The sequence below is a fragment of the Cohnella abietis genome (assembly GCF_004295585.1).
GTDB classification, from domain to species: Bacteria; Bacillota; Bacilli; order Paenibacillales; family Paenibacillaceae; genus Cohnella; species Cohnella abietis.
On sequence record NZ_AP019400.1, the window covers coordinates 4,467,258 to 4,480,040 of the forward strand.

Annotated in this window: 14 protein-coding genes; 5 read left to right on the top strand and 9 right to left on the bottom strand. The window is 44.8% G+C overall.

Features of this window, described 5'->3' with window-relative positions:
* The first annotated feature begins 186 nt into the window (after positions 1 to 186).
* Positions 187 to 1,830 carry an amidase gene (locus KCTCHS21_RS19670; RefSeq protein ID WP_157994081.1) on the top strand — a complete coding sequence of 548 codons (1,644 nt, stop codon included), beginning with the start codon at positions 187 to 189 and terminating at the stop codon, positions 1,828 to 1,830.
* 94 nt (positions 1,831 to 1,924) lie between these two features.
* Here the strand turns inward: KCTCHS21_RS19670 and KCTCHS21_RS19675 are convergent, their stop codons facing one another.
* From KCTCHS21_RS19675 to KCTCHS21_RS19710, 8 genes are all read right to left on the bottom strand, one after another.
* A complete protein-coding gene (locus KCTCHS21_RS19675; protein ID WP_130612243.1) occupies positions 1,925 to 2,929 on the bottom strand; it encodes a PHP domain-containing protein in 1,005 nt (334 codons plus the stop codon).
* A gap of 56 nt (positions 2,930 to 2,985) precedes the next feature.
* Complete coding sequence (locus KCTCHS21_RS19680) at positions 2,986 to 3,822, bottom strand: alkaline phosphatase family protein (protein WP_130616596.1); 837 nt, start codon at positions 3,820 to 3,822, stop codon at positions 2,986 to 2,988.
* Positions 3,819 to 4,604 carry a DeoR/GlpR family DNA-binding transcription regulator gene (locus KCTCHS21_RS19685; RefSeq protein ID WP_130612246.1) on the bottom strand — a complete coding sequence of 262 codons (786 nt, stop codon included), beginning with the start codon at positions 4,602 to 4,604 and terminating at the stop codon, positions 3,819 to 3,821. The genes KCTCHS21_RS19680 and KCTCHS21_RS19685 overlap by 4 nt, the downstream gene beginning before the upstream one ends.
* 5 nt (positions 4,605 to 4,609) lie before the next feature.
* Positions 4,610 to 5,653, bottom strand: coding sequence for an ABC transporter ATP-binding protein (locus tag KCTCHS21_RS19690; protein WP_130612250.1), 1,044 nt, complete (start codon positions 5,651 to 5,653; stop codon positions 4,610 to 4,612).
* On the bottom strand, positions 5,650 to 6,456 hold the full coding sequence (locus KCTCHS21_RS19695) for an ABC transporter permease (RefSeq protein WP_130612253.1): 807 nt from the start codon (positions 6,454 to 6,456) through the stop codon (positions 5,650 to 5,652). Before KCTCHS21_RS19695 ends, KCTCHS21_RS19690 begins: the two co-directional genes overlap by 4 nt.
* Positions 6,456 to 7,382, bottom strand: a complete 927-nt coding sequence (locus KCTCHS21_RS19700) for an ABC transporter permease (protein WP_130612256.1) — start codon at positions 7,380 to 7,382, stop codon at positions 6,456 to 6,458. The genes KCTCHS21_RS19695 and KCTCHS21_RS19700 overlap by 1 nt, the downstream gene beginning before the upstream one ends.
* Positions 7,383 to 7,492: 110 nt before the next feature.
* Positions 7,493 to 8,599 (bottom strand): ABC transporter substrate-binding protein, encoded by a 1,107-nt coding sequence (locus KCTCHS21_RS19705; protein ID WP_130612259.1) that lies wholly within the window; start codon positions 8,597 to 8,599, stop codon positions 7,493 to 7,495.
* Between the two features lie 596 nt (positions 8,600 to 9,195).
* The gene (locus KCTCHS21_RS19710) at positions 9,196 to 9,636 is read right to left on the bottom strand and encodes a hypothetical protein (RefSeq protein ID WP_130612262.1); all 441 of its coding nucleotides are present in this window, start codon (positions 9,634 to 9,636) and stop codon (positions 9,196 to 9,198) included.
* A 204-nt stretch (positions 9,637 to 9,840) separates the two neighbouring features.
* Here KCTCHS21_RS19710 and KCTCHS21_RS19715 point away from each other — a divergent pair, with 204 nt between their 5' ends.
* The gene (locus KCTCHS21_RS19715; protein ID WP_197726476.1) at positions 9,841 to 10,014 is read left to right on the top strand and encodes an aspartyl-phosphate phosphatase Spo0E family protein; all 174 of its coding nucleotides are present in this window, start codon (positions 9,841 to 9,843) and stop codon (positions 10,012 to 10,014) included.
* 86 nt (positions 10,015 to 10,100) lie between these two features.
* Here KCTCHS21_RS19715 and KCTCHS21_RS19720 read toward each other — a convergent pair whose 3' ends face one another.
* Positions 10,101 to 10,715 (bottom strand): manganese efflux pump, encoded by a 615-nt coding sequence (locus KCTCHS21_RS19720; protein WP_130612265.1) that lies wholly within the window; start codon positions 10,713 to 10,715, stop codon positions 10,101 to 10,103.
* 294 nt (positions 10,716 to 11,009) lie between these two features.
* On the opposite strand from KCTCHS21_RS19720, the gene KCTCHS21_RS19725 reads away from it, so the two are divergent.
* The 3 genes from KCTCHS21_RS19725 (at position 11,010) to KCTCHS21_RS31500 (ending at position 12,764) form a co-directional block, all read left to right on the top strand.
* Positions 11,010 to 12,041, top strand: coding sequence for an MBL fold metallo-hydrolase (locus KCTCHS21_RS19725; RefSeq protein WP_232057890.1), 1,032 nt, complete (start codon positions 11,010 to 11,012; stop codon positions 12,039 to 12,041).
* Between the two features lies 1 nt (position 12,042).
* Complete coding sequence (locus KCTCHS21_RS19730) at positions 12,043 to 12,255, top strand: DUF3006 domain-containing protein (protein WP_130612268.1); 213 nt, start codon at positions 12,043 to 12,045, stop codon at positions 12,253 to 12,255.
* 107 nt (positions 12,256 to 12,362) lie between these two features.
* Positions 12,363 to 12,764, top strand: coding sequence for a hypothetical protein (locus KCTCHS21_RS31500; protein WP_130612271.1), 402 nt, complete (start codon positions 12,363 to 12,365; stop codon positions 12,762 to 12,764).
* The last annotated feature ends 19 nt before the right edge of the window (positions 12,765 to 12,783 follow it).

Sequence of the window (12,783 nt, forward strand, 5' to 3'; positions counted from 1 at the left end):
CACCTTCATTTATGTTATATAACATAACACAAATTGTTGCGAAGATTAAATAATAACGCTATAATGACATCAACCTAATCGATTTTCGACAGAAATCGACACATAGTTACATTCATAATAGAAAAATATATCTAACAATGTGAGGTTTAATCTAAGTTGTCATAAATGATAGGAGGAACTTACCAGATGAACAAGACAATTAAGAAAACAAGTTTCGCCATCATTGCTATATCGTTCGCGGTTAGCAGCTTGCTCGTTGGATGCAGCAAGGATGAAAAAATTGAAAATGTACAGACTGAGCCTACTCCACCTCGTTCTATCGATGTTGTTGAACTAGGACTCACAGGCTCCCTCGCTTTACTTGAAAGTGGAGATGCAACCTCCTTCGAGCTTACATCCAGTTACTTGGCTCGAATTAAGGCATACGATGATGCATACGGTTCCGAACCAGGGTTGCATGCGATTATTACCGTAAATAAGAATGCATTGGACGAAGCGAAACAGCTTGATGAAGAACGTGCTGCCGGCACACTGCGTGGCCCTTTACACGGCGTCCCCTTAATTATTAAGGACAACTTCGCAACCAAAGACATGCCGACAACGAATGGGTCTATCGCCTTCGCGGATTACCAGACCGATAAAGATGCGACTATCGTTAACAAGCTGCGCGAAGCTGGAGCCATTATCTTAGCCAAATCCAACTTATCCGAGTTCGCATGGTCCGGAGAAGATTCCATTAGCAGCATCCGGGGAGAAGTACGGAACCCCTACGATCAGACGCGTACATCCAGTGGCTCAAGTGGTGGCACGGCTGCAGCAATATCGGCAAGTATGGGAGCTGCTGGTTTCGGATCGGATACGTATGGTTCAATTCGTAATCCAAGCGCACACCAGAGTCTCGTCGGGGTCCGTACAACTAAAGGCTTGGTGAGCACCGCAGGCATAACGCCTCAAGTAGCTTACCTCGATACTGCAGGTCCTATGACAATAAGCGTCACAGATGCTGCAATTCTGCTTGACGTGGTTGCGGGGTATGATCCAGAAGATCCTTATACAAACGCCATTCAGGGTAAGAAATTGGGATCCTATGCGAGTTCGCTTAGTAATAGTTCACTTAAAGGCAAGAAAATAGGCTTTGTTGACCTCTCCGATGATCCTGACGGAACCTATGCGAAATTCGCTGATGAACGCAATAGGGTCAAAGTGTTAATCAATCAGGCGAAAGCCGACATCGAGGCGCAGGGTGCAACAGTGGTACTTATCAAGGAGTCTGATTTCTCCTCAATGTGGAATCACATTGAATGGGATAGCATCAAATATTATATTGATGACTGGTTCACAAAGATCCCAGCGAATTGGCCGAATCATCTTGCCGAATTGGCCGAGCCTACTAACGCCCTGACCCTAGACGACTATATTGCTGATGGCCGGGCTATCCAGGAGATTGCAGATTCCAAGGACTGGTTGCTAACAGCAAGCAAACCTTCAGTATTCGAGGAAGATGTCGCACGCAAATCTGTCAACTTAGAAAAATTCAAGGCCTTGTATACAAAGCTAGGACTTGATGCCATTGTCTATGCAACAGATTCAATAACAGCATCCAAAATAACCGGGGATGATAAATTCCATAATGATGCATGGTCCGCATTGGCCTCCGGCCTCGGTCTTCCAGTCGTAACTGTACCGGCAGGGTTCACATCCAGCGGCCTTCCTGTTGGACTCTCTCTATTGGGCCTTCCTTATTCAGAAGGAGAACTACTCTCCTATGCTTACAACTACGAGCAAGCGACACATCATCGGGTAGCTCCATCCAGCACACCGAAGCTATAATACACAAATAAATAAAACAATCACTCTATCGTGGAGTGATTGTTTTATTTGCAAAACATGCTAGATGATTATAATCAGACCCACTAACCAAAGCCTAATAGGCTCCGATAGGCACCTTAATCGGCTTACGGTCTCTGAATACAGTCAATTCCGTATATCCCACTTCTATTGCAGCTGCCCTCGCCTCGTCTAGTAACGTTCCGATATCATCAGGAAAATGAGCGTCAGAGGACAAAGTAAGCGGCACATGGTACTGGGCTAGAACGGACAAAAACAAGGGACTCGGGCAGCTTTCGGCAATTGGAAATCGATAGGCTAGGCCGGTATTAATTTCTGTTGCAACTCCACCAAGTATCATTTCCTCTGCTACCTTTCTGTAAAAGGGAAGCAAGTCGTCCTCATTAGCTGGACGGAAGCCAAATACTTTCAGATTATCTGGGTGGGCTATTATTTGAAACAAACCCGACATACAGGCTTGCCGAAGCATTTCGTAATAACGAGCGTAAGTTTCTAGAGGCTCCAGCTTCTTAAACTCAGCTTGTGTCTCTGGATTGTCAAAGCCCCAGCCTTCAATGAAATGAACTGAACCAATAATATAATCCCACTCATATTCAGCTAATAGAGCTCGAAGATCATCTTCTCCACCTGGGAAAAAATCCGCCTCTACCCCTAACGCTAAATCCGGACGAGTTTTCTTCGCCTCTGTCACAAATCTAACAAAATCGGAGAGCGAAGCCACGCAAACCTGATCCAGCCAAGCTTGCTGCAGCTTGCCGATAGGACTGTCATCTAACAGCATATGCTTCTCGTAATAAGGCCGGCATTCCTTAAAGCGGTACAAATGATCAACTACACCGAATGCTTTAATGCCTCTCGCACGACCTAGGGTCAAATACCGATCCAACCACTCTTCACTAAAGCTTCCCGCATGAAGCCTGTTATTCATCAGCTTTGACATTTCCTCGGCATATTGAAGTGTATGATGTCCAAGTGCCTGATCCGGCTTCGGCTCCGTGGCAGCTAAGGCCTGCAAGGTACGCGATAACCAGCGCAACGAATAAGGACCTTCCTCTAGATGAAAATGCATATCAACTTTCATTGGCGACCTCTCCCGCTTGATTGTTAGTTAATCACGAATAAACTTTATAAAGCTGATTAGTCAATCTGAATCATTGCCTCTGAAGGAGTAAGCCCGAGATAACGGCACATTAACGGGGCAAGAATAAGCTGCGATAACGTCTCAACGCTGTTCTGCCCTTGAGGGATAAGCGACCTTCCGGATATATAGAGAGGAACGTTACGCTCGGTTACATCCGTGCCTCCATGCTGGCCGGAGTCGCTCATTCCATGATCGGATGTCACAATAACCTCATAGCCCTGAGCTACCCATGAAGGAACTAGAGTTGCAAGCATTCCGTCGGCCGCTCGAACGGCAGCCTCATATTGCTTACTTTCCCCTCCGTGCTTATGACCTACATCATCTATGTTCATGGAATGGATATACAGAAAATGAGGGTCATAGGTAGAACGCAAATATTCAGCGTCAACGAAGAGATGACTATCCGGATAATGATCCTCGAAGTAGAAGACTCCGTGTTGAATCGGTTTACTGTCGTCATGCTGATGACGATCCACAATAGGGTTAAAGGGAGCAGAATTGTACAGCTCACTAACCCAATGATACGCTGCTGCAGCCGTTCTTAATCCGGACTCCGTAGCAATATGAAATACACTCTGCTCCTTGCTTGCTCTCACGATATGATTAGCCGTGATCCCATTCCTCGCAGCCGGAGTGCCGGTAAGCAATACTTCATAGAGCGGGCGAGAGAGACTGGGCAGCTGGGATTGAACCTGGTAACAAGTTACTTCCCCCTGTTCCACAAGGTGTTCCATATAACCTAAATACTTGCGGGCCGAATCATATCTCAATCCATCCAAGACAACAACGACTAGCTTAGCTGATGCATTCGTCAATTGACTCTCCCCTTTCATTTTGCTTCTATCCAATTTAGATGCTCGGATTTGATCAGTTGTACCCAATCCCTTGGAGGTGCAGCATTGCAAACGAGGGTATGCACTTTGCGAAGGGGGATAATTTCTAGGAATGCTTCCTTGTCCAGCTTGGAATCATCCGCCAGCACAATGGTTTGATTGGCTGCCTCCACCATCCGCCGGGACATGGCTGTCTCGCCTAGATCGTAATCGCTAACTCCCCGCTTTAAGGAAACCCCTCCAACGGACAAGAAGGCTTTGTCGACCCGGAATTGTGACATTAAGTTCTCGCCGAGGCTACCAGAAATGGATTGCTGCTCGGGGTTCAATTCCCCTCCAATGACGATAATCTTGCCAGTGAAGCGACCGCTATTCAGAGATTCCATTAAATGATAAGCAACAGCAAGAGAATTGGTTAAAATGGTAAGCCGCTCTCGACCAACGATCGCTTTAGCTAGCTCTAAAGTCGTCGTACCTACATCAATAGCAATCGTATCACCCGATTCGATGAGATCAGCCGCCACTCGTCCAATTCGCTCCTTCTCCTCCATCCTTACCTTCTGTCGTTGCAAATAGGGAGGCTCGTAATTAGACGGCTTCGTAAGTACAGCTCCACCATATACACGTTTAACTAACCCTTCCTTTTCCAATAAGAGAAGATCTCGACGTATGGTTTCTTCCGAGACGGTCAAACGAAACGATAATTCGGGCACCTTGACTTGCCCTTGCAGCTTCAAGTGATCCATGATGACTCGTTTGCGTTCTTCCGATGATATGGACACACTCCTTACGCCCCTTCCCTGTCGAGGTGCAAGAGCTGTGACCCATCTAAGGCTAAGCTAACAAGGCTTCGCTCTTTAATTCGCAGCGAACGTCCATCATTAAGGGTATCAATCGTCAGCATCACACCTGCAACATCAATTGAGTACCGAATGATATTGCCTAGAATTGTGACCGAATAAACCGTACCTTCTACGATTCGTTTTCCTGCATGTACGGCATCGGAACGGGTTTCCTCACTCAGGAGAAGGACCGATTCGGGCCGAATAGCGAAGCTTTCCGACGCACTGTCCAGCTGTTCAAACAGCCTGAGCGCTTCAGGCCTTGTTAGCACGTTGTAGCTTCCCATAAAACGAGCAACAAATTCCGTTCTCGGAGTCGTATATACCGCTTCCGGGGTCCCCTCCTGAACAATACTTCCCTTATTCATAAGACATACCCGATCGGATAAGGTTAACGCCTCCTCCTGATCGTGGGTTACGAATATTGTCGTCATATTGAATTTCTTCTGGATGTCGCGAATTTCCGTTCGCAGGTTTTTACGAATTTTAGCATCCAATGCACTAAGCGGTTCATCAAGTAATAGAAGCTTGGGCTGAACAGCAAGCGAACGAGCAAGCGCTACACGCTGCTGCTGTCCGCCGGATAGGTGCTGGGGATATGCATCGCGTTTGTCCTCTAAGTCAATAAGTACAAGCAATTCCTCGGACCGATTGCGTCTAGCTTCCTTGGAGGCACCTCTCATTTTCATCCCATATTGAATATTCTCACTGACCGTTAAGTTGGGAAACAACGCATAGGATTGGAATACCATCCCGATCTCTCGACTTCGTGGGGGAAGATTCACGATATCCTTCTGTTCTAGCAGCATCCGTCCCCCATCTATTTCCGTGAGACCTGCTATACAGCGAAGAAGCGTGCTTTTTCCACAGCCAGAAGGTCCGAGTAACGTCACGAGCTCTCCTTCTCGGATTTTCAAATCCACATTGTTCAGCACGCTCGTATTCCCGAATTGCTTACGAATGCCTTGCAGCTCCAAATACGCGTTCATCCCTGTACCCCCTTGTTCATTTTTTGGCCGAGCTTCATTAAAATCATGGACAGCAACAAAATAAATACGAAATATGAAATCGCAATGGCGCTCGCCAAGTGTCCGCTTTCTCCGACCCGTTGATAGAGGTAAACCTGAATCGTTTGGATATGCCCCCCAACTAGCAGATTAGTCAGCACGAATTCCCCAAATAGCACAGAGAACGATAATAACGTTGAAATGATAACCCCAGGCCATATATTTGGTAGCACGACGCTCCTAAAGGCTTTAATTCTAGTGGCACCTAGCATCTCTGCCGAGTTAAGAAGCTCTACCGCCGAAACTGTTAATAGACTATTGCGAATCCCCTGATACATATAAGGTAAAATAACGATGAAATAGGCACCGATTAGAATATAAGCCGTTCCGGTGATATTAATTGGTCCAGAGGAATAGGCACGAATGAGTCCGACCGCCGCTACAACCCCAGGTACAGCGTAGGGAAGCACAACAAGACCTTTCATGAACGTCTCCCACTTAGGTAAATAAACCGTAATGATAAATACAGCAGGAAGCATAATAACTAAACTAAACGCTACACTTATGCCGCACAAATACAGAGAAGTCCATAGCGCATCCAGAAAACGAATATCCTGAAACATTCCACTGAACCATTCTAACGTCCACCGCTCAGGAAGCACGGTTGCCTGCCAATCTTTAGCAAATGCATAGATGGTAGTCGCAAGTAAAGGAAGCAGCAAATAGATCATGAGCACGAGCATAAGTGATCGGTGTGCCCAGCCTGTCTTCTTCTTTGTACCCATTACAGCTCCTCCTTCACAGATGATGCACCCCATGGTCGCAATAGCTTACGACGAGAACGAGCTTTTCTAGCAAATGCGTGAGTGGAATTAAACATCTGAGAACGCTGAGTCATTTTATGATTGAGGTACACCGCCAGTAAGGTAGATAACGCAAGAATAACAGCGAGCGCATTACCAAGCTGAGGCTGATTTACCACGTCACCCGACACCAACGAGCCAATCCGAACAGCCAGTAAATTGTAATTCCCCCCTACTAGAGCGTAGGCCGTTGCATAGGCACCCATCGCGTTCGCGAAAAGAATTCCCAACGTTCCGAACACGGCGGGCGTCAGAATCGGAATACCGATTGTTGTCCAGAATCGCCACTTACTAGCTCCTAGTAGAGACGCCGCTTCCATCCACTGCTCCCGAATGCCATAGAAGGAAGGATATAATAGTAGCAACGCGAGGGGAACCTGAAAGTATACATAGACTAGAACAAGCCCCGACCAGCTATACAAATTAAAATCGGCGAACACACTCCAGCCCCATTGCTTAAACAGTAGCGTAAATACCCCATTGCTACCAAGTAAGATAATATAAGCGAATGCGAGCGGAACACCGGCAAAATTCGAAGTCATGTTGGAGAGCATTAGAAGTCGATCCCGCACCCTTGGCGAGAAGCGTGTAATCGAATATGCGCAAATAAGTCCAACGATAATACCGATTACACTCGAAAAAATAGAGATGAGCAGACTGTTCTTAATGGCCTGTAAATAATACTTACTATTAATAATTTTAGTGTAAAAATCAAAGGAAATACCCGAGCCCGCTTCTGGCTTTAAGCTACCGGTGAGCATAGATAAGATTGGGGCAAATTGAAATGCGATCACCATAATCGCAAAAGGGACTAGCCCTAGAAAAACCCATCGATTTCTACGCTTCATACCGCCCACTCACCTTCCTACATAAATAAGAGAGGGCGCCTTCGGCATGAACAAGAAGACGCCCCAATACTAGTGATACACGTTACATTAATGCTTGCATGTTTAACTGATTAGCTCATGTGTACAAGAACACGTTCTTGCCACAGCTGCGGAATCGTCTTCGCTGTAGCTTCCCACACCTTGAAATCGCCAACCGGTTTAACGTTAGCATAATCTGCAGTAGGTAGAAGCTTTGCTGCTACGTCATCAGGCAGCTTCACACTGTCACGAATAGGTCTAGCATAACCTTTTGCCAAATTAATCTGACCTGCATCGCTCAAAATATATTCACGAGCAAGTTTTGCCGCATTCGGATGCGGGGCATATTTATTAATAATGGTAGCATACCCGCTCACAACGCTGCCTTCTTTCGGAATAGCTACGTTATATTGATCCTTGCCAAGCTGATCTCTGTAGTTAAGCGCGTTAAAATCCCACAACAGTGTTACTTGAACTTCACCCTTTTCGATATTCGCGAGTGATGCCTCTGCATTGGACAGACGGCCTTTTTTCGCGAGATCCTCAAAATAGGCAATTCCCGGTTCAATGTTCGATTCGTCTCCACCAAAAGCAATCGCCGCGGCCAATACAGCCATTTGAGCTTGCGCAGCTTTCGTTACGTCACCGACAATAATTTTGTAATCGCCATTTTTAAGATCTTCCCAGCTCTTAGGTGGCGTTTGGACAAGCTTAGTATTCGTTAAGAAAGAGATCGATCCTTGATAACCTACTATCCAATGTCCGTCCTTATCTTTAGCCCAGTCGGGTATTTCACCCCAGTACGAGGTTTTATAAGGTTGCGTTACTCCTTTATCAATGGCCACCGATCCGAATGCAATACCAACATCACCTATATCCGCAGTTGGCTTAGCTTTCTCAGCTTCAAACTTAGCGATTTCTTCGGCACTCGACATATCTGTATCTGTATGAGCGAGTGAGTATTTAGTTTGCAAATCTCCCCAAGTGTCTTTCCAGTTTGCCCACGTATCCGGCATACCGACGCTTACGACGGTGCCTTCTTCCTTGGCTTTCTTCTCAAGATCAGCTACTGAAATTTTTTCAGCCCCCGCACTTGATTCCACTTCCTTATTGTTATTACTCCCACAAGCAGCAAGCATTAGAACGAGTACAGATAGAACAAGACCGACAGCTAATTCTTTCTTTAACCAATGTTTCATGATTTCTCTCTCACTCCCATGTGGATTATTGTGGGTTCTCTCTTTAATCTTGTTGCTTTCTACCCTACTAAAGTATAGATTCTGACTATTTGCGCTAGATTATCTAAATTGCTAACATTTGTTAAATCGAGAACTTACAAAAATTGAAAGAGGGAGTCCCATAAGGTAACTTAAGGGGCAGCCTCTTGCTAAATGTATATCGATTATAGTTTTTGCGGGGAAGTATCTCCTTCCGGTTGTTGATTGAGATCGTGAAATCTGAATAGGTAAACTCGTAACAAGGAGATTTCACGATCTCAAAGACAAACGCTTCGCTCCTACAGGAGATACTTCCCCTCTTTTCTTATCGATTACAGTAAGAAAAATACAAAACCTATGATTTAGCTTTGGACACCTCAAGAAAAACAGGGAATTTCGTCGCTTCCTACTTCGTGACCTGCCGAAGGTAAGCCTAAAGGTTGATTGGCTTTCGTTTAGGCATAATCTGCTTAAGCAAGCAGAAGTTGATCAAAAACGAAAGGTGTTGGCACAGGATTAACCTCCTGCACCAACACCTTTTCGTTTGAACGTCATTTTTGATCAAAGTGAATTAAGCGTTATGAATTAAAGAAAGTGCTAAGTGAATACTTTTGGCTGGTCCCTCCAAAATTTTCAGTAGACACTTTAAGATAAATAGTTGCCCCGGGGGTTAATTGCACACTATATAAATAATCTATCGTTCCTGATTTAGCAGCCCGGAACAAGGTTGATGTGTGACTAGCGTCATATACAATTTTCGCTTCAAGTTTAAAGTAATTCGGATAGGATGAGGAAGAAAGATGAGTAGAGAAATATTGAGTCGAGGTTGTGGTGTTCTTGTAATAGTACCAATCCTCATCTGAGGCACTGTCCAACTCTGAAGACAGCACTGATGTTCCGCTTGGTCTTACTAGTGCAGAGCTCTCACTATCATACATTCCGGTAACTGCGAATGCAGACTGTGAAAATACAAGCATCATTGCAACACTCATAATCAGCAAACCAACTTTTCTTTTCATAAATTATTCCTCCATAAGTTTTTATTTGAAGACTATCCAGTCTTCTACTATATATGACAATTTGGAGGGCGATTCGTTGCACTCTGAACTTTTTTAAATTACTCCCCTTCCTCTACTTCATATAGACAATGGAATAACTTGGTCTTCATGGACTACTCAATTGTGGGAAAGGTAACAAAAACCCCTAATTGAAGGAGTCCTACCGTGACCAAAAACCTTGAGGAATTGCTCCGACAAATCGAGCAGATGAGACACGAGCTTCATGAATTGATTAACAGTAAAAGCTTTTCCGATCAGGAAGTCGTTGTGGCAAGCCAGATGCTTGATTCTATTTTAAATGAATACCAACGTTTGTTATCCAAAAAGTCTAAAGAATGATGGAAGCAAAGGAATCTCAGTCCCCCTCCTTCATAATAATAAAAAGAACCCCATTAACCAAATTTGGTTGGTGGGGTATTCCCGTCTTACGCGAAAATCTCATATATACCAATCAAAATTAGCATAAACCCTGAAATGTAGTTTGAATATTTTCCAATAAAAGTTTTAGTAAGCATATATCCAAAGTGGCTACCGATTCCAACGGTTAATATCGAGAACAATCCAATAGAAATAACTGTCCACGTAGCTGAAATGCCATTTGCGCCAATACCTATTCCACCTGCTAAGCAGTTTGCAGATAAAATAAAACCAAGAGTTATCGCTTCTCTGGAAGAAATAATATGATTCTTGTCCTTATCAATCAGGTCGGGATTTTTTAATGACTCCTGTTTAGAAAATAGATTAGACAAGAGAGTCCATAAGCCAATAGCACATAACAAAAGACTACCCAAAAGACTGGCAGTAGATGGTGATATATATTCAATAATCGTACCACCAGCTATTACGGCAATATAAGTAACAATCGCAGATATAAGAGCAATAATTATGTTTGATGATATCGGAATCTTCGTCTGCTTAACCCCATAGGCTAGGCTAATCCCCAAATTATCCAAGTTCGCAGCTATACCTATAACAATAATCGTAATCCAATGCATAGTATCAGTTTCCTCCTCGAAGCCCTTCAATGTTTCTTTAAACATATGCGGAAAATAATCCTTTGTTCAAAAACAAACCTTCAGCAACGCAAAAAGCACCTCTGATCGTGCACCCGTGAGGCACCTCTACTATTATAGTGGTTTTTACACGCGAATTCTTTATAGATTTCTGACTTAAATAATCATAAATAATTACTAAAACCTGAATAACATTTCGGGTTTTGTTGTTATTGCAAACCTTTATCACATATTTGTATGAAATTGAGAATTATTTCCTGTGTATTCTTTGCCAATCATTGTAAGCTTAAGCTATCACACGAATAGAGGAGAAGAACTCCCTTGCGCAAATTAGGCCTCGCTCTACTTATGCTTTCAATTGTTTTTGTCAACACAAGCGTGTCAATGGCACACCCAGGAAGAACGGATGCTAATGGCGGTCATACGTGCCGCACAAATTGTGCGAAATGGGGTCTCAAGGATGGTGAATACCATTATCACAACGGTGGCACGACATCTACTCCAGCAGCCCCTTCAAGTAGCCCAAGCAGCCCAAGTGGCTCAAACGACTCAAAGAGCACAGCACTTAAGGCCGATAAAATTAAACCTCCAGCTAAGGGTAAGCTTTCCGTCTATTTCTTGAACGTCGGGCAAGGCGATGCTACCTATATTAAGACTGCTGCCGGAGATGATATTCTTATTGATGCCGGCAAGAAAGAAGCTGGAGAAATTGTCGTCAATTATCTTAAGCAGCTTGGTGTCGATGATATCGAGGTCATGATCTCCACTCATCCTGATGCGGATCATGTTGGCGGACTTGATACCGTTCTGAAAAACTTCAAGGTCAAGGCGGTATATGCACCTAAGGTTTCACACACGACTGATACTTTCAAAAATTTTCTGGTAGCTGTAAAAAAACAAGGTTTAACCATTAAAGAAGCTAAGGCTGGGGTAGCTTTACCCTTGAAAGGCGTAACAGCCAAATTTGTTGGACCCGTAAAGACTTATGGAGACGATCTGAACGATTGGAGCGCAGTCCTTCATCTGACTCATGGCAGCAATACGTTTCTCTTCACCGGCGATGCCGAGAAAAAATCAGAGGCAGATATGCTTGCAGATAACCAGACCCTTAAAGCAGATGTATTAAAAGTAGGACACCATGGCTCAGTTTCTTCTACGAACGCGGCTTTTCTGAAAGCTGTTGCTCCCAAATATGCGATCATTAGTGTAGGTAAGAACAGTTATGGGCACCCTGCTGCAACAATCTTAAATAGACTTGAAACAGCTAAAGCAACAATCTACAGAACAGATTTGAACGGAACAATTACTGCTGTAAGCGATAGTAAAAAAATTACTTTTATAAAGGTGAAATAATATGGAAAAGGGAATAATTGATCGGTTCGAGGGAAACATTGCTGTTATTGAAATTAACGGGATCACGAGAGAATTCCCTAAAGCTTCTTTACCAAAGGGAAGCAAGGCTGGAGATTGCGTAGAAATCGAAGCTGGAGAAATTCGTTTAGATACCGAGGAAACAACCAAGAGAAAGAAAGAAATAAAGGATTTAATGGATGAGCTATTCGAATAGCAAATAGAGTGAAAGGCCTGTTTTGATAGAGAGCAACACTTGTCCCTTTCGATAACCATCGATCCATCATACACTATACCATCCTAACACAATGGAGGTGTAATGATATGAGTTTAGAACTAAGTAACTTAGGACCCGGCGGGCCAGGTGGACCCGGTGGAATTGGAGGCCCCGGTGGTCGTTCCGGTGGTCGCTCTGGTGGTCGTTCCGGTGGTCGTTCCGGTGGTCGCTCTGGTGGTCGTTCCGGCGGTCGCTCTGGCGGTCGTTCTGGCGGTCGCTCCGGCGGTCGTTCTGGTGGTCGCTCTGGCGGTCACTCTTGCGGTCGCTCCGGTGGTCGCTCTGGCGGTCGTTCTGATGGTCGCTCTGGCGGTCGTTCTGGTGGTCGTTCTGGCGGTCACTCTTGTGGTCGCTCCGGCGGTCGCTCTGGCGGTCGTTCTGGTGGTCGCTCTGGCGGTCGTTCTGGTGGTCGCTCTGGTGGTCGCTCTGGCGGTCGTTCCGGCCGTCGTTAATAAGAATGCATATGCGGAC